We start from the raw sequence: 26,148 nt of genomic DNA on the forward strand, positions 1-26,148 counted from the left end.
GGCCGGTCCCCCGATCCGGTTACCGTGACGGGGTGGCGCGGGTGGCGGTGGTGGGCGCCGGGCTGGGCGGGCTCGCCGCGGCGGCCCGGCTGGCGGCCCTCGGCCACCGGGTGACCGTGCTGGAGCAGGGACCGTCCGTGGGCGGCAAGCTCGGCCGGCTCGACCTCGAGGGCCACGTCTTCGACACCGGCCCGAGCCTGGTCACCCTCCCGCAGGTGTACCGCGACCTCTTCGCCGCCACCGGCGGGCCGCTGGAGGACGTCCTCGACCTCGTGCCGCTCGACCCCGCCGTCGGCTACCGGTTCGCCGACGGGACGTCGCTGCGCATGCCCGGCAGCCCCCGGGCGGTCCCCGAGGCGCTGGACGCCGGCCTCGGGGCGGGCGCCGGGGAGCAGTGGTCGGCGCTGATGGCCCGGGCGCGGCGCATGTGGGAGATCAGCGAGCGGCCGTTCCTGCGCACCCCGCTGGCCGGGGCCGCCACCCTCGCCCGGCTGGCCCGGCGCCCCTCCGACGTCACCACCATCGCGCCCTGGCGCTCGCTGCGCGGGCTGGGCGAGGAGTACCTGCGGGACCCGCGCCTGCGCACCCTGCTCGACCGGTACGCCACCTACTCCGGATCCGACCCGCGGCGGGCGCCCGCGGTGCTGGCGACCGTGCCGTACGCGGAGCAGGCGTTCGGGTCCTGGTACGTGCCCGGCGGGCTGCACCGGCTGGCCACGGCGGTGGCCGACCGCGCCGTCGAGCGCGGTGCGGAGCTCCGCCTCGGCTGCGCGGTGCGGCGCGTCCGGCTCGCGGGTGGCCGGGTCTCCGGGGTGGAGCTGGCCGACGGCGGCGAGCTCGACGTCGACGTCGTCGTCTCGGGCGTGGACGCCGCCGCGCTGTACGCCGACCTGCTCCCGCCGGAGACCGTGCCGGCTCCGCGCCGGGCGCTCGCCCGCGCGACACCCTCGCTGTCGGGCTTCGTGCTGCTGCTCGGCCTGCGCGGGCGGACGCCGGACCTGGCCCATCACACGGTGCTGTTCCCGGCCGACTACGACGCCGAGTTCGACGCGGTGTTCGGCACCGGGCGGCACACCGGCCGGCCCCGCCCGGTCGAGGACCCGACGGTCTACGTGAGCGCACCCGACGACCCGGAGCTGCGACCCGACGAGGACAGCGAGTCCTGGTTCGTGCTCGTCAACGCCCCGCGGCACGACGCGGAGCGCGGCGTGGACTGGGACGAGCCGGGGCTCGCCGAGCGCTACGCCGCCACCGTGCTCGACGTGATGGCCCGCCGGGGGCTCGACGTCCGCGACCGGGTGCGGGTGCGCGCGGTGCGCACGCCGGCCGACCTCGCCCGGGCGACCGGCAGCGTCGGTGGCTCCATCTACGGGACGTCGAGCAACGGCGCACGGGCGGCGTTCCTGCGCCCGGCCAACGCCTCGCCCGTGCCGGGCCTGTTCCTGGTCGGCGGCTCGGCCCACCCCGGTGGCGGCCTGCCGCTGGTCACCCTGTCGGCCGAGATCGTGGCCGGCCTCATCGGTCCGGCCTAGCGGGAGCCCGTCACCGAACCGCTTGGCGGCGGCCCCACCGGCGGTGCACGGTGGACCCGTCGAGGAGGAGGGCGATGCCGGCACCGGGGTCCGTCGGGTGTCTCCACGGCGATGTCGCCTGCCTGGAGGTCGGGTCGGGCCCGCCGCTGGTGCTGCTCCCGGGGCTGAGCCCGGACAACGACGTGCCGGGCGGCTGGGAGCGCCGCATGCTCCTCGGCACCGCGCGGTCCTTCGCCGACGACTTCTCGGTCCACGTCCTGACCGGCAAGCGGGGACTGCGGCCCGGCGAGTCGATGTCGGGCATCGCCGGGCACCTGGCCGACGCGATCGAGCGCGACCTCGGCGGGCCGGTGTTCCTGCTCGGCCTCAGCACCGGTGGCTCGATGGCCCTGCAGCTCGCGGTCGACCGGCCGGACCTGGTCCAGCGTCTCGTGCTGGTCGCCGCGGCGTACCGGCTGGGCCCGCGCGGGCGTGAGCTGCAGGCCGAGCTCGCGCGGATGATCCGGGCCGGACGCCCCCGGGAGGGGTGGGCGCGCCTGATGACGGCGACGCTCCCCCGACCGCTGCGCGGCCCGGCCCGCCCGCTGTCCTGGCTGGTGGCCGGCTCCATGGTCTCCGCGGATCCCGCGGACCTGCTGGTCACCCTGGACGCCGAGGACGTGTTCGATGCCCGGGCCGGCCTGCGGCGCGTCACGGCGCCCACCCTGGTGATCGGCGGCAGCGCCGACGTCCTCTACCCCGAGGAGTTCTTCCGGGACACCGCCGCCGGGGTGCAGGACGGGCGGGTGCACGTCTTCCGCGGCTGGGGGCACGTGCGGACCGGCAGCTCGAGCGCGACCACGCACCTCGCCCTCGGCTTCCTGCTCGCCGGCCTCCCCGTCGTCGCTCCGGGGTGAGCGCCGCCCGTCTCCGGGGGCGACCGGTCCCGCGGGCCCCGACCAGCGCGGATGCGGGTTCCGGTCCGGTCCGTTTTCGCCTTCGGCCGGCACGTGTCACGCTCGGGTGTGCGCACCGACCCGCCGTCCTGCGGCGCCGAGCTGCTCCAGCTGACCGCGTTCCTCGACTACCAGCGCGAGACGGTGCTGCAGAAGGCCGAGGGGCTCTCCGACGAGCAGCTGGCCCGGGCGCTGCCGACGTCGTCCCTGACGCTCGGCGCCCTCCTCAACCACCTGGCCCGCACCGAGGACAGCTGGATGCGGGTCCGCTTCGCCGGGGAGGAGCCCGACCCGCTGTGGGCCGATCTCGAGCCGGAGGCCGAGTTCGCCGCGGCGGCCACCGTGCCGGGGAACGAGCTGCGCCGCCGCTACCGGGCCGCCTGCGCGGCCAGCCAGGAGGTGGCGCGCAGCGCACCCTCCCTGGGCCAGCGGTCCGAGCGGCCGCGCGGTGACGACCAGTACTTCGACCTCCGCTGGGTGCTGCTGCACCTGCTCGAGGAGACCGCACGGCACGCCGGTCACGCCGACCTGCTCCGCGAGGCGGTCGACGGCACCGTCGGGGAGTGACCGGGCGGCCCCGGACGCGGCACGGCCCCGGTCACCGGTGGATCACCGGCGGCCGGGGCCGTGCCGTTCGCGCGGCTGCGACGCAGCCGCGCGGGTGTCAGCTGGTGGCGCCCTTCAGGGCCTCCGACAGCGCCGCCGCCTCGTCCGGCGACAGCTCGACGACCAGGCGGCCGCCGCCCTCGAGCGGAACGCGCATGACCAGGCCGCGCCCCTCCTTGGTGACTTCGAGGGGACCTTCACCCGTGCGCGGCTTCATGGCCGCCATGCGTGCCTCCTTCGCCAGCCACCCCACCGCCGGGACGGGTGGGATGGCGCTGTCGTTGCAGTGAGCTCCGTACCCATGATCCCGTATCGCGGCCCCGGCGTCCAAGCCGAGGTGCTCAGGACGTCACCCGGTCGATGGCCCGGAAGCAGTCGGCGACGTGGTCGTCGACCATGCCGGTCGCCTGCATGAGCGCGTACGCCGTCGTCGGACCGACGAACACGAACCCCCGCCGCTTGAGCTCCTTGGCCATCGCCACCGACTCGGGGCTCGTCGCCGGGACGTCGGCGAGCGTGGCCGGTCGCGGCCGGGGGCCGGTGGGCGCGAAGGACCACAGCAGGTCGGTCAGGCCCTCCGGCTGCCGCTGCGCGGCCCGGGCGTTGCCGATGGCCGCGGCGATCTTCGCGCGGTTGCGCACGATGCCGGCGTCGGCCATCAGCCGGGCCTCGTCGTCGGGGCCGAACTCGGCGACGGCGGCGATCGAGAAGCCGGCGAACGCGGCGCGGAACGCCGGCCGCTTGCGCAGGATGGTGATCCACGACAGCCCCGACTGGAACGCCTCGAGGCAGAGCCGCTCGAACAGCGCGTCGTCCCCGCGCAGCGGCGTCCCCCACTCCTCGTCGTGGTAGGCGACGTACTCGGGAGCGGAGGTGGCCCAGGCGCAGCGCTGCACAGCGGGAACGCTAGCCGGGGGCACCGACGGCCACCGGCGCCGCCGGCCCGCGCCGCGTCGCGAGCACGCACCCGGCCAGCACCAGCGGCAACCCCAGGGCGATGCCGAGGGTGAACGGCTCGTCGAGCAGCAGGACTCCCAGCAGCACCGCCACCGCCGGGTTCACGAACGTGATCACCAGCGCCCGCTGCGGTCCGGCCTCGCGGATGAGGGCGAAGAAGAGCGCCAGCGCCAGCGCCGTGCACACCACGCCCAGCGCGAGCAGCGACAGCTGCGCGTCCGCCGGCGCACCGGCGGCCTCGCCCAGCTGCGGGACCGCGAAGGGCGCGTAGACGACGGCGGTGACCGCCAGGGCCACCGAGCTGGCCGCGACCCCTGGCACGTCGGGCAGCTTGCGGCTGACCACCAGCGGCGCCGTCGCGTACCCGACGGCGACCAGGGCGACGGCGACGACGGGCAGCAGGTGGGCGCCGTCGAGGTCCAGGCCCAGGAGCGCCGCGATGCCGACGACACCCAGGCCCATGCCGGCCAGCCGCACCGGCGTGAGCCGCTCCTCCTCGCCCACCAGCCGGGCGGCCAGCGCCGCGACGAAGGGGACGCCGGCCACCAGCAGGCCGGTCAGCGAGCTCGACAGCGTCTGCTCGGCGTAGGAGAGCAGCAGCCACGGCAACGTCATCTCCAGCACCGTGAACACCAGCAGCCAGCGCCAGGCCCGCAGCGCCGGCCCCAGCTGCCCCCGGGCGATCGTCCACGGCAGGAGCAGCGCGGCCCCCACGACGCAGCGGGCGAAGACGACCACCACCGGCGACACCTCGCCGACGGCCACCTTGATCAGCAGGTACGGCACACCCCAGATGACCGACATGGCCAGGAACAGCGCCCAGCCACGCCGGCTCACGGTCTGCGGGCGGCGACCGCCGCGAACCGGCGCAGCGACCGGCGCACACCCCAGGAGACCAGCGGCCGCGACAGCCGCCAGCCCAGCTCGCCGAGCAGACCGAAGGGCGGGTACATCCGCTCGGTCCAGACGAACGTGCTGCCCGCACCGCGCGGCTCGATCTCGAAGATGCCGGGGCCGCGCACGATCCGGCCGGTGTGCTGCACCTCGACCAGCCGCGGGGGGTCCCACTTGGTGATCACCATCGTGTCCTTGAGCCCGAGGTGCCGGCCGCCCGGCAGCGGGAGCCCGGTGCGCGCGACGAGCCGGCCGCGGACGCCCTGCGCCGGCCCGTCCACCGTGCGGACGTCGGTGGCGAGCATCCACTCGCCCTGCGCCTCCCAGTCGGTGAGCACGGCCCACACCCGCTCCGGCGGTGCGTCCACGTCGATCCGCTCCACCAGGTCAGACATCGGGTTCCTCCTCGGATCGGTCGGCATCGGCCGCCGCGGGCCCGGGGTGCGCACGGGCCCGCAGCGCCGCGATCTCGGCGTCGCGCTCGTCCAGCGTCCGGGCGAACTGCTCCAGCAGCCAGTCCACCTCGCTCATCCGGTAGCCGCGCAGCGCGACCGTCATCCGCAGGCCGCGCACGTCGTCCCCGGTGACGGCCCGGTCGACCGGCAGCTCGACCGGTGACCGCTCGGGGTCCGCGGGCGGCTGCGTCTCCCCGCGCCCCAGCAGGACGGAGGCCCCGAGGAACAGCAGCCCGGCGACGACGAGGACGCCGACGACGAAGAGGACGAACCCGAGCACGTCAGGCGTCGGACGGGCCGAGCGGTGCCCGCATGCCGCCCCCGCCGTCGCCCTGCGCCCGGGCGGCCTCCGTGGCCTGGACGGTGGCCACCACCTCGGCGACGTCGTCGGTGACGGTGAGCAGGTCGAGGTCGGCCGGGTTGATCGTCCCGGTCGCGGCCATCGTGGAGCGGATCCAGTCCAGCAGCCCGCCCCAGTAGTCGCGGCCGAACAGGATCACCGGGAAGCGGGTGACCTTGCCGGTCTGCACGAGCGTCAGCGCCTCGAACAGCTCGTCGAGGGTGCCGAAGCCGCCCGGTAGGATCACGAAGGCCTGGGCGTACTTCACGAACATCGTCTTGCGGACGAAGAAGTAGCGGAACGTGATGCCGACGTCGACCCACTCGTTGAGCTCCTGCTCGAACGGCAGCTCGATGCCCAGCCCGACCGACAGCCCACCGGCCTCGGAGGCGCCGCGGTTGGCCGCCTCCATCGCCCCCGGGCCGCCACCGGTGATCACCGCGTAGCCGGCCTGCGCCAGCGCCGCCCCGATGGCCACACCGGCGCCGTAGTGCGGGTGGTCGCGGGGCGTGCGGGCGCTGCCGAACACGCTGACCGCCCGGGGCAGCTCCGCCAGCAGCCCGAAGCCCTCGACGAACTCGCTCTGGATGCGCAGCACCCGCCACGGGTCGGTGTGCACCCAGTCGGTCGGTCCGCGCCGGTCGAGCAGCCGCTGGTCGGTGGTCGTGCCCCGCAGCCGGGGGTCCGGCTCACCGCCGCGCAGCATGATCGGACCGCGGTGCCGGGTCGGGCGGTTCCGGCGGCCGTCGTTCGGCTGCGCCGGGGGCGGGGGCGGGACGGTCATCTGCGCTGCTCCTCAGGCCGGCGGCGTCGACAGGTAGGCGGTCAGGGCGTCCTCGACCGGCTGCAGCCGGTCGACGAGCACGTGCTCCTCGCGGGTGTGCGCCAGCTGCGGGTCGCCGGGGCCGTAGTTGACCGCCGGGATGCCGAAGGCGGCGAAGCGGGCGACGTCGGTCCAGCCGAGCTTGGCCCGCGCCGGGCGCCCGACGGCTGCGACGAACGCCGCGGCGGCCGGCTCGGACAGCCCGGGCAGCGCTCCCCCGGCGTTGTCCACGAACTCCAGCGTGGCGCCGGCGGCGAGAGCGTCGGCGAACACCTCGCGGACGTGCGCCTCGGCGGCGTCCTCGTCGCGGTCGGGCGCGTAGCGGAAGTTCACCGTCAGCGACGCCTCGTCCGGGATCACGTTGCCCGCGACCCCGCCCGCGATGCCGACGGCGTTGAGCCCCTCCCGGTAGAGGCAGCCGTCGATCTCCACCTCCCGCGGCCGGTACGCGGCCAGCGCGGTGACCGCACCGGTCAGGGCGTGGATCGCGTTCTCCCCCAGCCAGCTGCGTGCGCTGTGGGCCCGCTTGCCCGTCGTCCGCAGCACCGCGCGCAGCGTGCCCTGGCAGCCGGCCTCGATCTCGCCGTCCGTGGGCTCCATGAGGATGGCGAGGTCGCCGTAGAGCCAGCCCCGCCGCTCGCGGGCGACCCGGCCGAGACCGTTCTTCACCGACTCGACCTCCTCGTTGTCGTAGAAGACGAACGTGAGGTCGTGGGCCGGGCCGGCCCCGGGGACGCCGAAGCGCCCGGCCAGCCGCAGCATGACCGCGTCGCCGGACTTCATGTCGCTGGTGCCGCAGCCGTGCAGCCGGTCGCCGTCGAGGCGGCTGGGCACGTTGCCGGCGATCGGCACGGTGTCGAGGTGACCGGCCAGCACGACGCGGGTCGGCCGGCCCAGGTTGGTGCGGGCGAGCACGGCGTCGCCGATCCGCTCGACCTCCAGCCCGCCCAGCGCGCGCAGCGCGGCCTCGACGGCGTCGGCCAGCGGCCCCTCCGAGCCGGAGACCGACGGCGTGTCGACCAGCGCGCGGGTCAGGGTGAGCACGTCGGCGGAGAGGTCCAGCGGGGTGGGGTCGCTCACGGTCACCGAGCCTAAGGGGCGCTGCCGCGCGGCCGTGGAGCGGCGCTCGGTAGCGTCGTCGTCGTGACTGCGCCCCGATCCGCCGTAGCCGCCGGCCTGGCCACCGTGACCCCGACGGGCACGGTGCTGGACACCTGGTACCCCGAGCCGCGGCTCGGTGCCCCGGAGGGCGCAAAGGCCGGTACCACCCGGCTGGGCGCGCTGGAGCTCTCGGGCGAGCTCGGCCCCGACTACGGCGGCCTGGTGCGCACCGACGAGGCGCGCGGGGTGGAGGTCATCGCCGTCCGCACCGTCATCCCCGACCTGTCGCAGGCCCCGGTGGACACCTACGACGTGTGGCTGCGGCTGCACCTGCTCTCGCACCGGCTGGTGAAGCCGCACGAGGCCGACCTGACCGGCATCTTCGGCCTGCTCACCAACGTCGCGTGGACCAGCGCCGGCCCGGTCGAGGCCGCGTCGTTCAACGCGCACCGGCTGCGCGCCGCCGTCGGGCACGTGACCGTGTTCGGCGTCGACAAGTTCCCGCGGATGGTCGACTACGTCATCCCCTCCGGCGTCCGCATCGCCGACGCCGACCGGGTCCGCCTGGGCGCGCACCTGGCCGAGGGGACGACGGTCATGCACGAGGGCTTCGTCAACTACAACGCCGGCACGCTGGGCCCCTCGATGGTGGAGGGCCGGATCAGCGCCGGCGTGGTCGTGGGACCCGAGAGCGACATCGGCGGCGGCGCGTCGATCATGGGCACGCTCTCCGGCGGCGGCAAGGAGGTCATCTCCATCGGCAGCGGCTGCCTGCTGGGCGCCAACGCCGGCATCGGCATCTCCCTCGGCGACAACTGCGTCGTGGAGGCCGGTTGCTACGTCACCGGCGGCTCCCGGGTCACCCTGCCCGACGGCTCGGTGGTCAAGGCCCGCGAGCTCTCCGGCCGCAGCGGGCTGCTGTTCCGCCGCAACAGCGTGAGCGGCGCGCTGGAGGTCGTCGTCCGCGAGGGCACGTGGGGCACGCTGAACGCGGAGCTGCACAAGAACTGACGGCCACCCTTCAGGGGCCCGCGGCGAGCCTGCGAGTTGCGGGGGGAAGGGGGGTCCTTTAACTACAGTCGGTCGCGATGTCGACGACCACCGCGGTGCGGGCCGCCGCGCCCGCCCGCCGCCGGCCCGCGCGCCGGCCGGTCAAGCGGAAGCGAGCGGGCCGCCGCGACAACTGGTGGCCCCTGGTGGTGGTCGCCCTGGTCGTGCTCGTGGGCGTGGCCTGGGCCCGTGCGGACGGCGAGGTCCCCGCCGGGACCAGCTGCGCAGTCGAGGGCGGCACGGTCGCCCTCACCGCCGAGCAGGCCACGAACGCGACCACGATCGCCCGCGTCGGCCGCGACCGCGGGCTGCCCGACCGCGCCATCGTGATCGCGCTGGCCACGGCGCAGCAGGAGTCCGGGCTGCGCAACCTCGACTACGGCGACCGCGACTCCCTGGGCCTGTTCCAGCAGCGACCCTCCCAGGGATGGGGCAGCCCGGCGCAGGTGCAGGACCCGGTCTACGCGGCCGGCATCTTCTACGACCGCCTCGTGCAGGTGCCGGGATGGGAGACGGGGGAGCTGACGCTGGTCGCTGACGCCGTACAACGCAGCGCCTTCCCGCTCGCATACGCCAAGTGGTCGGGGATGGCCGAAGAACTCACCGCGGCGCTCGATGCCGGAACACTGACGTGCGAATGAGGACGTCCAGGGACGGGACGTGTCATACGTCCACGCCAGGATCGGATCATGCCCGCCGTCGCCGCCGAGAAGTGGCCGAGCCGCTGGCGTGACGTCGACAAGGTCGCTCTGACCCGACTCCTCGCGAGCGGCCTGACGCCTGCTGAGGTCGGAGCCCACTTCGGACGAAGCGCCGATGCGGTGCGCCTGTTGGCGCGGCGATGGCAGCTCGACACCCGGGCCCTTCGCGCGCGGTCGATCGGACTGGCGGTTCGGCATCCGCGGATCGCCCGTGAGTTCCTGTGCGTCATCGACGGCGCACCCCCGCACTACGAGGCACAGGACCTCCTTGCCGGCAGCGGAGCCCGTTGCCGGTGGCGGTGTGACCGATGCGGCGAGGAATGGACCACGTCGGTCGCCAACCGAACGACACGTGGGTCCGGCTGCCCTGCTTGCGCCGCGCGCGGCGCGCCGGCGAGAGCTCGGAGCCGACCAGTGGCATCCGCGCCACTCGCCCATGCGGAGCCACAGCTCGCGCGGGAGTTCGTCCGGAATGTGAGTCGTCCGGATCGAGATGCCCTGACCACGCCCAGCGGATCGAACGACCGGATCGTGTGGCGCTGCGGGCGCGGTCACGAGTGGGAGACCGCAGCGAGGCAACGGGCCCGATACCGCACCCAGTGCCCGGCCTGCCTCGCGGGGGTATGGAGCAGCCGGCTGGAGCACCAGGTAGCCGAGCTGGTCCAGCTGGCGACGGGCTTCCGGGTGGAGGTAGGTGTCCGCAGGCCGCGGGCTGACCGGGCCTCAGTGGAGCACGTGGATCTCCTGGTCGTGGATGCCGGCTGTCTCGTCGACCTCGATCCGAGCAGATGGCACCGCACGCCGTCCGCGAGAGCTCGTGACCTCCGCAAGCTGGAGCGACTTGCCGGAGAACGCTATGTCCGGATCCGCCCCAGGCGCCTCGGTCGGCTACCCGGCGTCGGGGCTCGGCCGGAGCAACAGGTGGTGCTGACGAGCGACTCCGAGCGAGATCCCTGGTTGTGGGCTGCGGCCGTGATCCGAGCGCTGGAGACCTTCTGCGTGGTGCCATCGTCCACTCCCCCGGCACCGTCCGACCGGGAGGAGGCCCTCACTCGGGCCGACAGGAGGTGGAGGCGGCTCGGGTCGGGGGTACGGGAACGGAGTCTGCTGTCGGTGTTCCCGGCCATCGCCGCCCAGCTCGTCGAGGTCGCCGGACGACCAGAGCTGACCGCGGCCGATCTGGCTCCGTCCGGAGACGAGCGAGCGGTCTGGCGCTGCCCCGACTGCTTGCACACGTGGGAGGCGCGGGTTGCCAACCGGACGGTCGCCGGAACCGGATGTCCGCCGTGCTCGTACGAGCGCGGCGCCTCCCGAGGCGCGCTCGCCTTGCCCGGCGCGAGCTTCGCGGACAAGCATCCGGAGCTCGTCCAGTTCTTCGTGTGCGACGAGACCCGACCCGGACGGACTCTGTCCGAGTTGAAACCCAGCAGCACCGACAGGTGCCGGTGGCGGTGCCCCCACCGCGGGCGTCCATGGGTCACGACACCGCACGCCCTGCATCGACGGCCCCGTTCAGGATGCCGCACCTGCAGCGCCAGTCGGAGCACTCGGCCATCTCTGCCCGTCTGACACGACCGCCGCTGACGAGGTCCCCCGCGCGGGGGAACCCGGTCAAGCCGCGCGCCGCGGGCGTCGATCAGGCCGGCATGACGATCGCGCACCCTCCTCTCCCCGCGGCCCCGGCCGCGCGCACCGACGACGCCGCGGTCGCCGATGTCACCGCCCTGCTGCCGACCCGCGAGGCGCTGCTCGAGCGGCTGGCCGAGCGCCTCCCGACCGCGGGCGAGGCGCCGGCCACCCTGCTGATCATCGGTCTGCTGCGCCGCGACGACGGCTGGCCCACCCCCGCCACGACCATGGCGCGGGTGACCTCGCTGTTCGCCCGCTCCGTGCGCGGGGACGACTGGCTGGGCTCCCCCGGCGCCGCGGAGTTCGCCCTGGTCCTCGAGGGCCCCGTCCTCGCCGCGGAGACCGCCGGCGCCCGCCTGGTCGACGCCGTCGTCGCCCTGGGCGTGCCGGGCCTGTCGGCCGCCGCCGGGATCGCGCCGCTGTCGCCCGAGCTGCCGGCCCGCGAGGTCTTCCGCCGGGCCACGCTCAGCCTGACCGCCGCGCGCCGCGTCGGCCCGACCACCGTCATCCGCTACCGCGAGCCCGTCTGACGGATCAGCCCCCGAGGCGCTCCACCGCGGCGTCGATCCGCTCGTCGGTCGCGGTGAGCGCCAGGCGCACGTGCCGGCCGCCGGCCGGGCCGTAGAAGGCGCCCGGCGCGGCGACGATGCCCAGCCCGGCCAGCCAGTCGACGGTCGCCCAGCAGTCCTCGTCGCGGGTCACCCACAGGTAGAGCCCCGCCTCGGAGTGGTCGATCCGCGCGCCGGTGCCGCGCACCGCCGCGGCCAGCCGGTCGCGCCGGCCGCGGTAGCGCTCGCGCTGGGCGTCGACGTGCGCGTCGTCGGCCAGCGCGGCCGTCATCGCCGCCTGCACCGGCGTGGGCACGAGCAGGCCGAGGTGCCGGCGCACCTCCCAGACCCGGCGCACCAGCGCGGGGTCACCGGAGAGCAGGCCGGCGCGGTATCCGGCGGCGGTGGACTGCTTGGACAGCGAGTGCACCGCCAGCAGGCCGGTGTGGTCCGGTCCGGCGATGTCCGGGTGCAGGACCGAGCGCGGCTGCACGTCCCAGCCGAGCGTCACGTAGCACTCGTCGGCGACCACGGGGACGCCGTGCGCCCGCCCCCACGCCACCCACTGCCGCAGCTGGTCGTCGGTCAGCACCCGCCCGTGCGGGTTCCCCGGGGAGTTCAGCCAGACCAGCACCACCCCGGCGGCGTCGGCCGGCGGGACGTCGGTGCGCCGCACCGCGAGCCCGGCCAGGACCGCGCCGACCTCGTAGGTGGGGTAGGCGACCTCGGGGATGAGGACGGTGCCGCCGCCGGAGAGACCGAGCAGCGTGGGCAGCAGCGCCACCAGCTCCTTGGAGCCGACCGTAGGGAGCACCGACGGGTCGGCGCCCAGCGGGTCGGCGACCTCGACCCCCAGCCGGCGCCGCAGCCAGCCGGCGGCGGCGGTGCGCAGCGCCGGTGTGCCGAGGGCGGTCGGGTAGCCGGGGGCGTTACCGGCCCCGGCCAGCGCCTCGCCGAGGAGGGCCGGGGTGTCGTCGACCGGCGTGCCGATCGACAGGTCGACGACCCCGCCCGGGTGCTGCCCCGCCCGGGCGCGGGCACCGGCGAGGGAGTCCCAGGGGAAGTCCGGCAGCGCGCGCGGCGCGCCGGGGACCGGAGCGGTCAGTGACCTTCGCCCTGCGGCGGCAGGGCGGCCACCAGCGGGTGGTCCTTGCCGACCTTGCCGGTCTTGGCCGCGCCACCGGGGCTGCCCAGGTCGGAGAAGAACTCCACGTTGGCGTTGTAGAAGTCCTTCCACTTGTCCGGGACGTCGTCCTCGTAGTAGATGGCCTCCACCGGGCACACCGGCTCGCAGGCGCCGCAGTCCACGCACTCGTCGGGGTGGATGTACAGCATCCGGTCGCCCTCGTAGATGCAGTCCACCGGGCACTCGTCGATGCACGCCTTGTCGAGGACGTCGACGCAGGCCTGTGTGATCACGTAGGTCACGGTGGTTCCCTCCCGGGGACGGTGCGAGAGCGCGGTAGCTGGCCAGGCCAGGGTCCGGTTGTGCGCACCCAGTATCACCCCTGCCCTCCTGGCCAGGCGCGACGGGTGCCGCGACGGCCCGGCTCACCCCGAGGGGGGAGGCCGGGTGGCCCCGCTCAAGCAACGGCCCGTTGCGCCGATGCTGAACCCGTGTCAGAGGTGTGGACGCACAGCGGCAGGACGCCGCGGCCTCCCTCGGCGTCGCCCTACGACGCCCAGGCTGCCGTGGCGCACCTGCTCGCCCGGCTGCGCGCCGCCGCCGGTGCGACCCGGGTGTCGGTGTGGGTGCACGAGGCGACCACCGAGACCCTGGTCCCCTTCACCCAGTCGGTGCGCGACAGCGGTGAGCCGGTGTTCGAGCACCCGCAGCTGCGCACCCCCATCGCCGTCCGCCGCTCGCCGTTCCTCTCCGCCGCCGTCGAGTCGCGGCAGGCCGTCACCGCCCGGGCCGACGGCCGCCGGGCGCCCGACCGCGAGCTCGCCGAGCTGGGCATCCGGTCGGCGCACGCCGAGCCGCTGCTCGTCGACGGCGAGGTCGTCGGCGTCCTGACCGTGGAGCCCTCCGCCGCCGCCGCACCGCACCTGCTGCGCCAGGTCGCGCCCAAGCTCGCCGTGGCCACCGCCGAGGCGTGGGAGCGGCGCTCGGAGAAGCGCCGGCTGCGCCAGGCCTCGGTCCTGCTCGGGCTGATCGAGTCCGCCGCCCAGGCGCAGTCGATGGACCACCTCCTCGCCACCGCCTGCCGCCAGCTGGCCGAGCTCGGCGAGGTGGAACGCGTCTGCGTCTTCCTGGTCGAGGACGGCCGGCTGGTCCCCCGCATGGCGAGCTACGCCGACGGGCGCCGCGATCCCGCCACCTGGGAGCGGTTCCGCAACGCCCCCGTCGGGCTGCAGCTGGCCGAGACCGTGCTGCGCACCGGCCAGCCGCTGGCCGCCGACCGCGACTCCGGGCTGCTGTCGGGCTGGTGGGTGGACCAGTTCCACATCGCCTCCGGCCTCGCCGTCCCGCTGGGCCGCTCCCCCAACCTGGCCGGGGTCCTGACCCTCGACAGCACCCAGGTGCGGCCGTTCTCCGAGGACGTGCGCCGGCTGGCCGCGGCCGCCGGGGCGCACCTTGGCGGCGTCATCGAGCAGGCCCGCACCAGCCAGGCCCGCGCCACGTCGCTCGACACCGCCCGGGTGGTGCGCCAGCTGCTGGTCGACGGCGCGCAGGCGACCGGCGTGGCCGAGGCCGCCGAGGTGCTCGCCCGCGCCGTGCAGCGCCTGGTGGGCACCGAGCGCAGCGCCGCCTACCTCATCGCCGACGACGACCGCATCGGCGAGGTGCGGCACGTCGACTGGCCGGACACGCACAAGGCGGTGATCCAGAACCAGCTGGTGGGTCAGCCCGCCGCCGACGTCGCCCTGTGGCGGCTGACCACCGAGGAGCGGCTCCCCGTCTTCGTCGAGGACGCGGGCCAGAGCCAGCTGCTGGACCCGCGGCTGGTCGCGGCGCTGGACCTCTCCTCCTACGTCAGCGTGCCGCTGCTGTCCGGCGACCGGCTCCTGGGGCTCATCGTCACCGGCTCGGTGAGCGACCGGATGACCTGGAGCGCCTCGGTGCGCGAGTCGGTGCGCCAGGTGACCCTCGAGGGGTCACTGGTCATCCAGAACGCCGAGCTGCGCGCCGTCGAGCAGCTGCGCCTGGCGCAGCTGGCCACCGAGGCGCACCACGACCCCCTGACCGGCCTGGCCAACCGCCGCCGGTTCATCGAGCAGCTCGAGGCCACCGTGTACGCCCCCGCCCAGCCCTCGTGCGCGGTCCTCATGATCGACCTGGACCGCTTCAAGGAGATCAACGACAGCTTCGGGCACAGCGTCGGCGACGACCTGCTGTGCCTGGTCGGCCCGCGCCTGGCGCAGGCGCTGCGACCGGGCGACCTGTTGGCGCGCATGGGCGGGGACGAGTTCGCCGTCCTGCTGCCCGGCGCCGACCGCGAGCAGGCCCGGGCCGTCGCGGCCGCCATCGGCGCGGCGCTGCGCGAGGCCTTCGTCCTGGGCGGGATGTCGCTGCACGTCGACGCCAGCGTCGGCATCGCGCTGTGCCCCGAGCACGGCCGCGACCGCTCGCTGCTGCTCGCCCGCGCCGACACCGCCATGTACGGCGCCAAGCGCGGCCGGCACGGCTTCGAGGTGTGGGCGCCGGACGGCACGCCCGACTCGCGCGACCGGCTGCAAACCCTCGAGGAGCTGCGGACAGCGCTGGACACCGACCAGCTCGACGTCCACTACCAGCCCAAGCTCGACCTGCGGACCGGCACGGTGACCGGCGTCGAGGCGCTGGTGCGCTGGAACCACCCGGAGCGCGGGCTGCTCTTCCCCGACGTCTTCCTGCCGCTGGCCGAGCAGGCCGGGCTCATGCGCCGGCTGGCGCTGCGCGTGCTGGAGCGCTCGCTGCGCGACCTGCGCGGCTGGCGGGACGCCGGCCACGACCTCTCCGTGGCGGTCAACCTCTCCGTCTCCAACCTCCAGGACGTCGGCCTGCCCGAGCAGGTGGCCATGCTCCTGGACGCCGTCGGCGTGCCGGCCGGCGCGCTCGTCCTGGAGATCACCGAGGACGTGCTCATGGCCGACGCCGCGCGCAGCCAGCAGGTGATGGCCGCGCTACGCGCCCTCGGGGTGCGGCTCTCCGTCGACGACTACGGCACCGGCTACTCGTCCCTGACCTACCTGCGGGCGCTGCCGGTCGACGAGCTGAAGCTCGACCGGAGCTTCGTCACCTCGCTCACCACCGACCGGCGGGCCGCCGCGATCGTGCGCAGCACCCTGCAGCTCTCCCGCGACCTGGGCATGTGCCTGGTCGTCGAGGGGGTGGAGGACGCCGAGACGCTCGACGCGCTGCGCGCGTGGGGCTGCGACCTGGCCCAGGGCTACCACATCGCCCGTCCCATGCCGGCCGCGCAGGTGCCCGGCTGGCTGGCCCTGCAGCGGGTGCCGGCCCAGCGTTCCTGACCCCGTTCTGCAGGATGGTCGCCGTGCCCGACGTCGCCGCCCTCGAGGAGCTGGCCGCCCGCACCTGGCGCGGGCTCGAGGAGGAGCGCTGCGGCGACTGGCTGCTGCGCGCCGGGAGCGGGTTCAGCGGCCGCGCGAACTCCGCACTCGTGCTCGGGACGCCGCCCCTGCCGCTGCCCGACGCGGTGGGCACCGTGCAGCGCTGGTACGCCGACCGCGGTCTGCGGCCCCGGGCCCAGCTGCCCGGTCCGCTCGCCGCACCGGCCGACGCCGCCTTCGCCGCCGCCGGGTGGACGCGCGGTGAGGACGTCCTCGTCCTCACCGCCCCGCTGGAACGGTGGCCCGCGCCGGAGGCCCCGGTGGCGCTCGCCCCCGCGCCCGACGACGCCTGGCTGGCCGGCTACCGCTACCGCGGGGCACCGCTGCCGGCCGCGGCCCGCGCGGTCCTGCTCAACGCGACCGACCCGCTGTTCGCGTCGGTCCGGCTCGCACCCGCCCCGGCACCGCTCGCCGCCGTCGCGCGCGGGGTGGTGGCCGAGGACTGGCTGGTCATCACCGCCGTGACGGTGTCCGAGGGGCACCGCCGCACGGGCCTGGCCCGCGCCGCGATGGCCGCGCTGGCGGCCGCCGGTCTCGACCGCGGCGCCCGGTCCTGCCTGCTGCAGGTCAGCGACGACAACGCCCCCGCGCTCGCGCTCTACGGCCGCCTGGGGTTCACCGAGCACCACCGGTACCACTACCGGCTCGGCCCGGCACCGGGGTAGCCAGCACCCGGCCCGCCGCGGCCGAGGCGGCCACCACGCCGACCAGCAGGAAGGCCAGCCCCACGGTCCCGGTGGTGCCACCACCGGCCATCACGATGTCGCCCTCGGGCCGGCGCACCATCGAGGCCACCGCCACGACCAGCCAGACGACGGCCGGCAGCGCGCCGACGACCCGGGACCCGGACAGCCGGTGGGCCGCCGTCACCAGCAGCACGTTGCCCACGGCGGCCCCGACGACCGACAGGGGCAGCGGCACCGGGCCGACGCGCAGGGGCAGCCAGAAGACCTCGACCAGCGCCAGCCAGGCGGAGACGACGAAGGCCGCCACACCCCAGCCCACGACCTCGAGGGACCTCACCGGTGCGCGCTCACCGGTCGAGACCGGCGAAGAGGTCGTCCTCCCACCCCTGCGGGCCGCTCCCCGGGCCGCGCTCGCCGCGCACCAGCCGGTAGTGCTCGGTGCCGAGCACCTCCTGGCCCAGGTTGTTCGACAGCGCGAAGAAGGGACCGTCGACGAGGATCTGCGTCGGGTGGGCGCGCATCGCCGCGTCCTTCTTCCCGGCGTGCGCGCGGCCGTCCACCGCGGTGGTGACCACCTCGTCCGGCACCGCGAACGGCACCTCGTCCAGGTCGCCGAGGCCGTCGAAGGGCGAGGCCTCCCCCAGCGCCGCCATGGCGTCGATGCCCTCCTGCACCACCGAGCGCGGCATGGCGTTCCAGTAGACCTTCGCCACCTGCCACGCCGTCCCCAGGTCCGGCCGCCAGGCCGGGTCGGCGGCCAGCTCGACCGCGCGCATCGCCACCCGGTGCGCCTGGATGTGGTCGGGGTGGCCGTAGCCGCCGTTCTCGTCGTAGGTGACGAGCACCTGCGGGCGCACCTCGCGGACCACCGCGACCGCGTGCGCCGCCGCCTCGTCCAGGTCGGCGTTCCAGAACGCCCGGGGGTGCTCGTTGGCCGGGGTGCCCATCATCCCGGAGTCGCGGTAGCGGCCGGCGCCCCCGAGGAAGCGGAAGTCGGTCACGCCGAGGGCGGCCATCGCGTCGCGCAGCTCGCCGATCCGGTACCCGCCGAGCTGGTCGGCCTGGTCGGCGGCCAGCTGGGCCAGCTCCGGGACGAGGATCTCGCCCTCCTCGCCCAGGGTGCAGGTGAGCAGGGTGACCGAGACTCCCTCGGCCACGTAGCGCGCCATCGTGGCGCCGTTGCCGATGGTCTCGTCGTCGGGGTGGGCGTGCACGAGCAGCAGGCGGCGGTCCACACCGCGATCCTGCCCGATGCCCCTGGACGCGGAACGGGAGGCCGGCCCGAGGGCCGACCTCCCGCTCCGTGCTGGGGACTACTGCCTCACTCGGTGAAGCCGATGTCCTGGTAGCGCTCCGAGGCGAAGCCCAGGGCGCCGGTGTTGGCCAGCGTGGACTTGGCCGCGATGATGTCCGGCCGCTGGTAGAGGGTCAGCGAGTGGACCTCCTCCCAGATGGCCGCGTCGATCTCGTTGGCGATCTCGCGGGCCGCCTCGGCGTCGAGCTCCTGCGTCGCCTGAGCGAACAGGTCGTCGATCTCCTGCGAACCCACGCGGGCGTAGTTCTGCTGGATGTCCTCGCCCTGCGGCATCTCGTAGATCGAGGAGCTCGAGCTGATCGGGAACGGCGTGCCGATCCAGGAGAACACGGTGAAGTCGAAGTCACCGGTGTTGACGTACCGCTCGAAGAAGTCGTCGCTCGGCACGGTCTGGATGTCGACGCGGGCACCGACCTCGGCCAGCATGCTCTGCACCAGCTGCGACTCCTGGGCGCTGGTGGCCACGCCCGAGGGGATCACGAAGCGGATGACCAGCTCCTGGCCGTCCTTGGTGCGGGTGCCGTCGCCCTCACGGGTCCAGCCGGCCTCGTCGAGCTGCGCGTTGGCGGCCTCGACGTCGGGCTCGGACAGGTCACCGGCGTTGTCCTGGTAACCCTCCTGGTTCCGCATGAAGATGTGGTTGTCGAGCTTCTCGGTGTCGCCACCCAGCGGGCCGATCATGGCGTCGGCGATGACCTGACGGTCGATGGCCTTGGCCAGGGCCTGGCGGACGTTCACGTCCGACAGCACCGGCGAGGTGCCGTTGATGGTGATGTGCCGGAAGTTCGGGCCACCCGCGCGGCGGATGTCGACGCCCTCGAGGCCCTCGGCGCGCTGCAGGCCGTTCACGTCCGGGCCGACGTCGATGAAGTCGACCTCCCCGTTGGCCAGGGCGTCGATCTGGGCGTCGATGTCGATGACGCGGTAGATGATCCGGTCGAGGATCGCCGGGTCGCCCCACCAGTCGTCGTTGCGCTCGATGGTGACCGTCTGCGCCGTCGTGTCGATGCTCCCGAAGGAGAACGGACCGGCGGTCACCAGCGGGCCGTTCAGCCAGCCGGTGTTGAAGACGTTCGGGTCGCTGTTGGTCGACGCCGGGTACAGCGGGGCGTACAGCGCCTGCCAGTCCGCGTAGGGGTTGGCGAAGGTGACGACGGCCTGCTTCTCGCTGTCACCCTGCTCGACGGAGGCGATCTCCTCGTAGCCGGTGGTCGAGGAGACGATGTAGGCCGGGTTGGTGCCGTTGAGCGCCTGCCACTGCGCGATGAGGTCCTGCGCGGTGATCGGGGTGCCGTCGGACCAGGTGGCGTCCTCGTTGATGTCGTACGTGATGACCTGCGGGTCCTCCGAGGTCACCTCGATGCTGGTGAAGTAGTCCTCGTTGACGACCTGGTTGGAGTCGGCCTCGGCGATGAACGCCGACGGCATCAGCGCCTCCATGACGTCCCAGTTGTCGTCGAGCGTGCCGTCGAGGTGGTGGTAGTTGAAGTTGGGCGGGATCTCCGACAGCGCCCAGCGCAGGTCGCCGCCCTCGACGAGGTCCTCGCGGGCGACCGGGTTGATCTGGTTCTCGGTCGACGAGGCAGCCTCGCCGCCGCCACCGCTACCGCCGCCGTCGGAGTCGGATCCGCCGCAGGCGGACAGCACGAGCGCGGCGGCGGTCACGGCCGCCGCCGCGCTGATCGAACGAAGTCTCAAGGAACGCTCCATGGTCAGGCCTCCCACCCCGGTGAACGGGGAGCGAACGGCCGATTGCCGGGGACGACGGGAGAGTAGGCACGCGTCCGCGTCGTTGCGGTCACGTCGCCATAACGATCCGTGCTGAGTCGAACTAATCAGTCTGGTGCGTCACTCGGGGACGACGACGACCTCGCGGGCCCAGTGGCAGGCCGACTCCTGGGTGCCGCCGCCGTGGTCGGCCAGCGGGGGGTCCACGTCGATGCACTTCTGCTGCCGGTCGGCGGGCAGCTCGGCGTACAGCGGGCACCGCGACCGGAACCGGCAGCCCGACGGCAGGTTGGCCGGGCTGGGCAGGTCACCGCGGACCAGGATCCGCCGCCGCTGCCGCTCGGCCACCGGGTCGGGGATCGGCACGGCCGAGAGCAGCGCCTGCGTGTACGGGTGGGTCGGCCGCTCGAAGACGTCGTCGGAGCTGCCCACCTCGACCAGCCGGCCCAGGTACATGACCGCCACCCGGTCGGCGATGTGCCGCACCACCGAGAGGTCGTGCGCCACGAACAGGTAGGACAGCCCGAGGCGGACCTTGAGGTCCTCCAGCAGGTTGAGCACGCCCGCCTGGATGGACACGTCCAGCGCCGACACCGGCTCGTCGAGCACCAGCAGCTTCGGCTCCAGGGCCAGCGCCCGGGCGATGCCGATGCGCTGGCGCTGGCCGCCGGAGAAGTCCGCCGGGTAGCGGTTGGCGTGCTCCGGGCTGAGCCCGACCAGCTGCAGCAGCTCCCGCACGCGCGCGCGCCGCTGCTCGGCCGGCATGCCGAACACCCGCAGCGGCTCGTCGATGATGTCGCCGACCGGCAGCCGCGGGTCCAGCGAGGCCATCGGGTCCTGGAAGACCACCTGGACGTCGCGGCGGAGCTCCTTGCGGGCGCCGGCGTTGAGGCCCGAGACGTCCTTGCCGAGCACCCGCACCGTCCCCTCCTCGGGGGCGGTGAGGTCGAGGATCTGCATGATCGTCGTCGTCTTGCCGCAGCCGGACTCCCCGACCAGGCCGAGCGCCTCGCCCTGCCGGATGTCGAAGCTGATCCCGTCGACGGCGGTGATCGTGCCGATCCGGCGGCGCAGCACCGCCCCCTTGGTGATCGGGAACCGCTTGGCCAGCCCCTCGACCTCCAGGACCGCGTCGCGCTGCTCGCGCGGTACCTCCTCGCGCACCTCGGCGATCGCCGGCGGCGGGAAGACCGGCGCGCCGTGGATCAGCCCCAGCTCGATCTCCTCGCTGCGGTGGCAGGCCGCGCGGCGGCCGCCACCGGCGGTCTCCTCCAGCGCCGGCTCCACCTCGGAGCAGATGCCGATGCGCACCGGGCAGCGGGTCACGAACGGGCACCCGGTCGGCAGGTGGGCCACGTTCGGCGGGGTGCCCTCGATCGGGGTCAGCGACTGGCCGGGGCGGTCCAGCCGCGGTACCGAGCCCAGCAGGCCGATCGTGTACGGCATCCGCGGGTCGGCGTAGACCGGGCCGACCGGGCCGCTCTCCACCGCCTTGCCGGCGTACATGACCACGATGCGGTCGGCGATGCCGGCCACGACGCCGAGGTCGTGCGTGATCATGATCGTCGCGGCGTTGGTCATCTGCCGCGCGGTGTCGAGCAGCTCGAGCACCTGGGCCTGGATGGTGACGTCCAGCGCCGTCGTCGGCTCGTCGGCGATGAGGACGTCGGGGTCGTTGGCGATCGCCATGGCGATCATGACCCGCTGCCGCATGCCGCCGGAGAACTCGTGCGGGTAGGCCTTCGCCCGCTGCACGGCGTTCGGGATGCCGACTGCGTCCAGCAGCTCCACCGCGCGCGCGGTGGCCGCCTGCTTGGACAGGCCCTGGTGCACCTGGATCGTCTCGGCGATCTGGTCGCCGATGGAGTAGACCGGCGTCAGGGCCGACAGCGGGTCCTGGAAGACCATCGCGACCTTGCGCCCGCGGATCCGCGCCAGGTCGCGGTCGGACCGGCCGACCAGCTCCTCCCCGCGCAGCTTCGCGCTGCCGCGGACGGTGGCGTTGCCGGGCAGCAGGCCCATGACCGCCAGCGACGAGACCGACTTGCCCGAACCGGACTCCCCGACGATGCCGAGCACCTCTCCCGGCTCGAGCGTGTAGCTCAGCCCGCGGACCGCGGGGACGGGCCCGTCCTCGCCGGCGAACTCGACGGTGAGGTCTCGGACCTCGAGGAGCGGTGCGCCGAGGGCCGCCTGCTGGGTGGTGGACTGCTCCTGGATCGTCACTTGCTTCCTCCGGCGCGCTGGGAGTTCGGGTCGAGCGCGTCGCGCAGGCCGTCGCCGAACACGCTGACCGCGAGGGTGGTGAGCACCAGCAGCCCACCGGCGAACATGAACAGCCACGGGAACGTGAAGGCCGACCGGGTGCCCTCGGCGATGAGGGTGCCGAGGGAGATGTCCGGCGGCTGGACGCCGAAGCCGAAGTAGGACAGTCCCGACTCCGCGATGATCGCCGTCGCCACCGCGATGGTCGCGTCGATGATCAGCAGCGAGGACATGTTCGGGATGAGGTGCCGGAACACGATGCCGACGGTGCCGACGCCGGAGTAGCGGGCGGCGAGCACGAACTCGCGCTCCCGCAGGCTCAGGGTCATGCCGCGGATGATGCGGGCGGTGATCATCCACCCGAACCCGGCGATGAGGAAGACCAGCACCAGCCACCCGGCGTCGCGGAACTCGCGGCCCAGGATGGCGATGATGAGGAACGACGGGATGACCAGCAGCAGGTCGACGATCCACATCAGGACCTTGTCGGTCCAGCCGCCGAGGTAGCCGGCGAAGGCGCCGACGATGGCCGCCAGCCCGGTCGAGATCAACGCGACCAGCAGGCCGATGAGCAGCGACTTCTGCAGCCCCCGCATCGTCTGCGCGAACACGTCGCTGCCGATCTGCGTGGTGCCGAACCAGTGCTCGGCCGAGGGCGGCTTGAGGAAGGCGCGGAAGTCCTGGTTGGCGTAGGTCCAGCCGGTGATCGCCTCGTAGATGTGCGGGCCGACGAACGCGATCACCCACAGCAGCACGATGAGCACCAGCGCGGCCATGGCGCCCTTGCGGCGCCGCAGCCGGCGGAACACCAGCTGCCGTCGGCCGCGGACGACGACGTCCGGACCGGGCGGTGTCTGACCGGGCGAGTCGGAGAGCGCGACGTCGTCGGCGATGACGAGCGGATCTGCAGGCAGCGACATGGTCTGTTCCCTCAGCCGATCACGAGACCCGGACCCGCGGGTCCAGCAGGGCGTAGGCGACGTCGGACAGGAACGCCGACAGCAGGATGAACACCGCGGTGAACAGCGAGACCGTCGCCGTCACGTTGATGTCGTTGTTGCGGATGGACTCCACCAGCCACTCCCCCATCCCGTGCCAGCCGAAGATGGTCTCGGTGAAGGTGGCGCCGACCGCCATCGTCCCGAAGGAGAAGGCCAGCAGCGTGGCCATCGGGATGAGCGCCGTCCGCAGGCCGTGCTTGTAGAGCGCCCGGCGCCGGGTCAGCCCCTTCGCCTGCGCCGTCCGCAGGAAGTCGCTGCCCATGACGTCGAGCATCGCGTTGCGCTGGTAGCGGGAGAACAGCGCGACCAGACCCAGCGCGATCGACAGCGAGGGCAGGATCAGGTGCGCCACCTGGTCCTTGACCGATCCCCAGAAGCCGGCGTCCAGCCCCGGGGTCTCGTAGCCGGTGTAGTAGAGCAGCGTCGTCCCCGCGGCCTCGTTGACCTCCAGCGCGCCGAACTTCAGCAGCACCGCGGTGAAGAACACCGGGGTGGCGATGAAGAAGAAGGAGAAGGCGGTGAAGAACCGGTCGGTGAACCGGTACTGCCTGATCGCGCTCCAGACCCCGACCAGGATGCCGAAGATGGCGCCGAGGATCGAGCCGACCAGCAGCAGCCGCAGGCTCACCATCGCCCGCGACCCGAGCTCACCGTTGATGTCGCCACCGGTGACGGTCTTGCCGAAGTCACCGGTGAGGACGCCGCCCATCCAGTCGAGGTAGCGACCGAGGAGCGGGTCGTTGTCGTTCACCCCGTACTCGGTCAGCTGCTGCTCGACGACGGCGGGCGGGGGTGGCGGGTTGCGCCCCTCGTAGCGGACGCGCGGGTTGAGCGCCACGGAGGCGACGAAGTAGGCCAGCGTCGTCGCCACCAGGATCAGCACCAGGTAGTTGGCCAGGCGCCGGAGCAGGAACCGCCCCACGGATCACTCCGCTCTTCGATCGGGACCAGGAGGACGGGCGCCTCCCGGGGGTTGCGTGGACCGAGGGGTCAGACCTCGGTGGGGACCACCTCGCGGGCCTCGGCGAAGTGGCAGGCCGACGGGTGCCCCTGGCCGCGGTCGACCAGCGCCGGCGCCTCGGTGGCGCAGATGTCCTGCGCCTTCCAGCACCGCGTCCGGAACCGGCAGCCCGAGGGCGGGTCGGCCGGGCTCGGCACGTCGCCCTGCAGCAGGATGCGCTCCTTCTGCCCCCGCAGCTTCGGCTCGTGCACCGGCACCGACGACAGCAAGGCCTGCGTGTACGGGTGCGACGGCGAGCCGTAGACCTCGGCGTCGGTCCCGGTCTCGACCACGCTGCCCAGGTACATCACCGCCATGCGGTCGGAGATGTGCCGGACCACGGACAGGTCGTGGGCGATGAAGACGTAGGACAGGCCGAACTCGTCCTGGAGGTCCTCCAGCAGGTTCACCACCTGCGCCTGCACCGACACGTCCAGCGCCGACACCGGCTCGTCGCAGACGATGACCTCCGGCCGCAGGGCCAGCGCGCGGGCGATGCCGATGCGCTGGCGCTGACCGCCGGAGAACTGGTGCGGGTAGCGGTTCACGTAGTCGGGGTTCAGGCCGACCCGCTCCAGGAGCTCGCGGGCCCGGGACCGGCGGTCCTTCTTCGGCACGATGTCCGAGTGGATCTCCCACCCCTCGGCGACGATGTCGCCGACGGTCATCCGCGGGTTCAGCGACGAGTACGGGTCCTGGAAGATGATCTGCACGCGGCGGCGGTAGTCCTTGAGCTGCCGGCCGTTCATCTTCGCGACGTCCTGGCCGTGGAACAGGATCTGCCCGTCGGTCGGCTTCTCCAGGCCCATGAGCAGCTTGGCCACGGTCGACTTGCCGCAGCCGGACTCGCCGACCAGCCCGAGGGTCTCCCTCGGGTGCAGGACCAGGTCCACGCCGTCGACGGCGTGCACGTGGCCGACGACCCGCCGGGCGATCAGCCCGGAGGTCAGCGGGAAGTGCTTGACCAGGCCCTTGACCTGGAGCAGCGGGGCCTCAGACGCCGGCTGCGGTGCTGCGGGCACGGAGGACCTCCTCACGGTAGTGGCAGGCGCTGGCGCGCCCGGGGGCGCCGACCGGCAGGAGGAGCGGGACGTCGTCGTCGCAATCCTTGCCGGGGGGCGCGCCCTCGAGGACGCGACGCGGGCAGCGCGGGTGGAACGAGCAACCGGTCGGGATCCGCGAGAGGTCCGGCGGCGTGCCCACGATGGGCCGCAGCCGGGTGCTCACGCCCTCGACCGAGGGCACCGAGGCCATGAGGCCCTCGGTGTAGGGGTGGCTGGGGTCGGAGAAGACCTCGTCGACCGTGCCGGTCTCGACGACCCGGCCGGCGTACATGACCAGCACCTTGTCGGCGACCTCGTTCACCACGCCCAGGTCGTGGGTGATGAGCAGCAGGCCCATGCCGGTGTCGCGCTGCAGGTCCTTGAGCAGGTCCATGATCTGCGCCTGGACGGTCACGTCGAGGGCCGTCGTCGGCTCGTCGGCGATGAGCAGCTTCGGGTCCAGCGCCAGCGCCATCGCGATCATCACGCGCTGGCGCATGCCGCCGGAGAACTGGTGCGGGTAGGCGTTCGCCCGCCGGCGCGCATCGGGGATGCGGACCCGGTCCAGCAGCTCGACCGCGGCCTCCTTGGCCTCCTTGCGGCTGGCGCCGCGGTGGGCCCGGAACATCTCGCCGATCTGGTGGCCGACGGTGAACACCGGGTTCAGCGACGACAGCGCGTCCTGGAAGATCATCGCGATCCCGGGGCCGCGGACCGCGCGCTGCTCCTCGGGGGTGGCCGTGAGCAGGTCCCGGCCCTGGAAGAGGACCCGGCCGTTGGTGATGTGGCCGGGAGGGGAGTCGAGGATCCCCATGACCGCCTGCACGCTGACCGACTTGCCGGACCCGGACTCACCCAGGATCGCGACGGTCTCGCCCTCGCTGACCGAGTAGCTGATGCCGTTGACGGCGTTGACGACCCCCTTGGGGGTCCGGAACTCCACCGTGAGGTCGTCGACCTCGAGCACCGGCGTGGTCGACGCCGG

26 protein-coding genes are annotated in these 26,148 nt (G+C 73.9%); 9 read left to right on the plus strand and 17 right to left on the minus strand.

The annotated features are described in order from the left end of the window. Nucleotides 1–32: 32 nt before the first annotated feature. The 3 genes from DQ241_RS08240 to DQ241_RS08250 all read left to right on the plus strand — a co-directional run bounded on the left by DQ241_RS08240 (nt 33) and on the right by DQ241_RS08250 (nt 3,034). Nucleotides 33–1,532, plus strand: a complete 1,500-nt coding sequence (locus DQ241_RS08240; protein ID WP_113829691.1) for an NAD(P)/FAD-dependent oxidoreductase — start codon at nt 33–35, stop codon at nt 1,530–1,532. Nucleotides 1,533–1,606: 74 nt separating this feature from the next. Then, complete coding sequence (locus DQ241_RS08245; RefSeq protein WP_113829692.1) at nt 1,607–2,428, plus strand: alpha/beta fold hydrolase; 822 nt, start codon at nt 1,607–1,609, stop codon at nt 2,426–2,428. 93 nt (nt 2,429–2,521) lie between these two features. After that, on the plus strand, nt 2,522–3,034 hold the full coding sequence (locus DQ241_RS08250; RefSeq protein WP_199584208.1) for a DinB family protein: 513 nt from the start codon (nt 2,522–2,524) through the stop codon (nt 3,032–3,034). Between the two features lie 97 nt (nt 3,035–3,131). Here DQ241_RS08250 and DQ241_RS08255 read toward each other — a convergent pair whose 3' ends face one another. The 7 genes from DQ241_RS08255 to dapE form a co-directional block, all read right to left on the minus strand. Then, nucleotides 3,132–3,299 carry a DUF3117 domain-containing protein gene (locus DQ241_RS08255; protein WP_012947303.1) on the minus strand — a complete coding sequence of 56 codons (168 nt, stop codon included), beginning with the start codon at nt 3,297–3,299 and terminating at the stop codon, nt 3,132–3,134. 115 nt (nt 3,300–3,414) lie between these two features. Beyond that, nucleotides 3,415–3,969: a DNA-3-methyladenine glycosylase I gene (locus DQ241_RS08260; protein ID WP_199584209.1), complete on the minus strand. Its 555-nt coding sequence runs from the start codon at nt 3,967–3,969 to the stop codon at nt 3,415–3,417. A 10-nt stretch (nt 3,970–3,979) separates the two neighbouring features. Beyond that, nucleotides 3,980–4,867 (minus strand): DMT family transporter, encoded by an 888-nt coding sequence (locus DQ241_RS08265; RefSeq protein WP_113829695.1) that lies wholly within the window; start codon nt 4,865–4,867, stop codon nt 3,980–3,982. Next, nucleotides 4,864–5,319: an SRPBCC family protein gene (locus DQ241_RS08270; RefSeq protein WP_113829696.1), complete on the minus strand. Its 456-nt coding sequence runs from the start codon at nt 5,317–5,319 to the stop codon at nt 4,864–4,866. The genes DQ241_RS08265 and DQ241_RS08270 overlap by 4 nt, the downstream gene beginning before the upstream one ends. Then, on the minus strand, nt 5,312–5,659 hold the full coding sequence (locus DQ241_RS08275) for a DivIVA domain-containing protein (protein ID WP_113829697.1): 348 nt from the start codon (nt 5,657–5,659) through the stop codon (nt 5,312–5,314). The genes DQ241_RS08270 and DQ241_RS08275 overlap by 8 nt, the downstream gene beginning before the upstream one ends. 1 nt (nt 5,660) lies before the next feature. Next, nucleotides 5,661–6,503, minus strand: a complete 843-nt coding sequence (locus DQ241_RS08280) for a TIGR00730 family Rossman fold protein (protein WP_113829698.1) — start codon at nt 6,501–6,503, stop codon at nt 5,661–5,663. 12 nt (nt 6,504–6,515) lie between these two features. Further along, a complete protein-coding gene (dapE, locus tag DQ241_RS08285) occupies nt 6,516–7,622 on the minus strand; it encodes a succinyl-diaminopimelate desuccinylase (protein WP_113829699.1) in 1,107 nt (368 codons plus the stop codon). Nucleotides 7,623–7,685: 63 nt separating this feature from the next. Between dapE and dapD the strand changes: the two genes are divergently transcribed. From dapD to DQ241_RS08305, 4 genes are all read left to right on the plus strand, one after another. Continuing rightward, on the plus strand, nt 7,686–8,654 hold the full coding sequence (gene dapD, locus DQ241_RS08290; RefSeq protein ID WP_113829700.1) for a 2,3,4,5-tetrahydropyridine-2,6-dicarboxylate N-succinyltransferase: 969 nt from the start codon (nt 7,686–7,688) through the stop codon (nt 8,652–8,654). Between the two features lie 77 nt (nt 8,655–8,731). Then, nucleotides 8,732–9,334, plus strand: coding sequence for a hypothetical protein (locus tag DQ241_RS20845; RefSeq protein WP_199584212.1), 603 nt, complete (start codon nt 8,732–8,734; stop codon nt 9,332–9,334). Between the two features lie 48 nt (nt 9,335–9,382). Further along, a complete protein-coding gene (locus DQ241_RS21445; protein WP_113829701.1) occupies nt 9,383–10,963 on the plus strand; it encodes a zinc-ribbon domain-containing protein in 1,581 nt (526 codons plus the stop codon). 77 nt (nt 10,964–11,040) lie between these two features. Further along, the gene (locus tag DQ241_RS08305; RefSeq protein WP_113829702.1) at nt 11,041–11,553 is read left to right on the plus strand and encodes a GGDEF domain-containing protein; all 513 of its coding nucleotides are present in this window, start codon (nt 11,041–11,043) and stop codon (nt 11,551–11,553) included. Nucleotides 11,554–11,557: 4 nt separating this feature from the next. Here the strand turns inward: DQ241_RS08305 and dapC are convergent, their stop codons facing one another. Together dapC and fdxA are read right to left on the minus strand one after the other, a co-directional pair. Beyond that, nucleotides 11,558–12,676, minus strand: coding sequence for a succinyldiaminopimelate transaminase (dapC, locus tag DQ241_RS08310; RefSeq protein ID WP_199584274.1), 1,119 nt, complete (start codon nt 12,674–12,676; stop codon nt 11,558–11,560). Then, nucleotides 12,673–12,999 (minus strand): ferredoxin, encoded by a 327-nt coding sequence (fdxA, locus tag DQ241_RS20385; RefSeq protein ID WP_091448234.1) that lies wholly within the window; start codon nt 12,997–12,999, stop codon nt 12,673–12,675. Before fdxA ends, dapC begins: the two co-directional genes overlap by 4 nt. 189 nt (nt 13,000–13,188) lie before the next feature. Here fdxA and DQ241_RS08320 point away from each other — a divergent pair, with 189 nt between their 5' ends. Together DQ241_RS08320 and DQ241_RS08325 are read left to right on the plus strand one after the other, a co-directional pair. Then, nucleotides 13,189–16,026: an EAL domain-containing protein gene (locus DQ241_RS08320; protein WP_158545899.1), complete on the plus strand. Its 2,838-nt coding sequence runs from the start codon at nt 13,189–13,191 to the stop codon at nt 16,024–16,026. A 23-nt stretch (nt 16,027–16,049) separates the two neighbouring features. Further along, entirely contained in the window at nt 16,050–16,790 is a 741-nt protein-coding gene (locus DQ241_RS08325) for a GNAT family N-acetyltransferase (protein WP_233492314.1), read from the plus strand. Here the strand turns inward: DQ241_RS08325 and DQ241_RS08330 are convergent. The 8 genes from DQ241_RS08330 to DQ241_RS08365 form a co-directional block, all read right to left on the minus strand. Then, complete coding sequence (locus tag DQ241_RS08330) at nt 16,741–17,148, minus strand: hypothetical protein (protein WP_113829706.1); 408 nt, start codon at nt 17,146–17,148, stop codon at nt 16,741–16,743. The genes DQ241_RS08325 and DQ241_RS08330 overlap by 50 nt on opposite strands. A gap of 10 nt (nt 17,149–17,158) precedes the next feature. Then, complete coding sequence (mshB, locus tag DQ241_RS08335) at nt 17,159–18,046, minus strand: N-acetyl-1-D-myo-inositol-2-amino-2-deoxy-alpha-D-glucopyranoside deacetylase (protein ID WP_113829707.1); 888 nt, start codon at nt 18,044–18,046, stop codon at nt 17,159–17,161. Between the two features lie 86 nt (nt 18,047–18,132). Further along, on the minus strand, nt 18,133–19,836 hold the full coding sequence (locus DQ241_RS08340; protein WP_113829708.1) for an ABC transporter family substrate-binding protein: 1,704 nt from the start codon (nt 19,834–19,836) through the stop codon (nt 18,133–18,135). A 138-nt stretch (nt 19,837–19,974) separates the two neighbouring features. Further along, nucleotides 19,975–22,080, minus strand: a complete 2,106-nt coding sequence (locus DQ241_RS08345; RefSeq protein WP_113829709.1) for an ABC transporter ATP-binding protein — start codon at nt 22,078–22,080, stop codon at nt 19,975–19,977. Then, on the minus strand, nt 22,077–23,039 hold the full coding sequence (locus DQ241_RS08350; RefSeq protein WP_113829710.1) for an ABC transporter permease: 963 nt from the start codon (nt 23,037–23,039) through the stop codon (nt 22,077–22,079). The genes DQ241_RS08345 and DQ241_RS08350 overlap by 4 nt, the downstream gene beginning before the upstream one ends. Before the next feature lie 19 nt (nt 23,040–23,058). Then, complete coding sequence (locus DQ241_RS08355; protein WP_113829711.1) at nt 23,059–24,042, minus strand: ABC transporter permease; 984 nt, start codon at nt 24,040–24,042, stop codon at nt 23,059–23,061. Nucleotides 24,043–24,110: 68 nt separating this feature from the next. After that, the gene (locus DQ241_RS08360) at nt 24,111–25,142 is read right to left on the minus strand and encodes an ABC transporter ATP-binding protein (protein ID WP_199584213.1); all 1,032 of its coding nucleotides are present in this window, start codon (nt 25,140–25,142) and stop codon (nt 24,111–24,113) included. Then, nucleotides 25,114–26,130: an ABC transporter ATP-binding protein gene (locus DQ241_RS08365; protein WP_233492315.1), complete on the minus strand. Its 1,017-nt coding sequence runs from the start codon at nt 26,128–26,130 to the stop codon at nt 25,114–25,116. Before DQ241_RS08365 ends, DQ241_RS08360 begins: the two co-directional genes overlap by 29 nt. Nucleotides 26,131–26,148 lie beyond the last annotated feature (18 nt).

Source organism: Blastococcus sp. TF02A-30 (assembly GCF_003319185.1).
Classification (GTDB): Bacteria; Actinomycetota; Actinomycetes; order Mycobacteriales; family Geodermatophilaceae; genus Blastococcus.

Excerpts from the sequence above, each read along its gene's own strand:
- DQ241_RS08245 (WP_113829692.1), top strand. The coding sequence starts at position 1,607 with ATGCCGGCACCGGGGTCCGTCGGGTGTCTCCACGGCGATGTCGCCTGC.
- DQ241_RS08255 (WP_012947303.1), bottom strand. The coding sequence starts at position 3,299 with ATGGCGGCCATGAAGCCGCGCACGGGTGAAGGTCCCCTCGAAGTCACC.
- DQ241_RS08270 (WP_113829696.1), bottom strand. The coding sequence starts at position 5,319 with ATGTCTGACCTGGTGGAGCGGATCGACGTGGACGCACCGCCGGAGCGG.
- DQ241_RS08280 (WP_113829698.1), bottom strand. The coding sequence starts at position 6,503 with ATGACCGTCCCGCCCCCGCCCCCGGCGCAGCCGAACGACGGCCGCCGG.
- DQ241_RS20845 (WP_199584212.1), top strand. The coding sequence starts at position 8,732 with ATGTCGACGACCACCGCGGTGCGGGCCGCCGCGCCCGCCCGCCGCCGG.
- DQ241_RS21445 (WP_113829701.1), top strand. The coding sequence starts at position 9,383 with ATGCCCGCCGTCGCCGCCGAGAAGTGGCCGAGCCGCTGGCGTGACGTC.
- DQ241_RS08305 (WP_113829702.1), top strand. The coding sequence starts at position 11,041 with ATGACGATCGCGCACCCTCCTCTCCCCGCGGCCCCGGCCGCGCGCACC.
- DQ241_RS08340 (WP_113829708.1), bottom strand. The coding sequence starts at position 19,836 with ATGGAGCGTTCCTTGAGACTTCGTTCGATCAGCGCGGCGGCGGCCGTG.
- DQ241_RS08350 (WP_113829710.1), bottom strand. The coding sequence starts at position 23,039 with ATGTCGCTGCCTGCAGATCCGCTCGTCATCGCCGACGACGTCGCGCTC.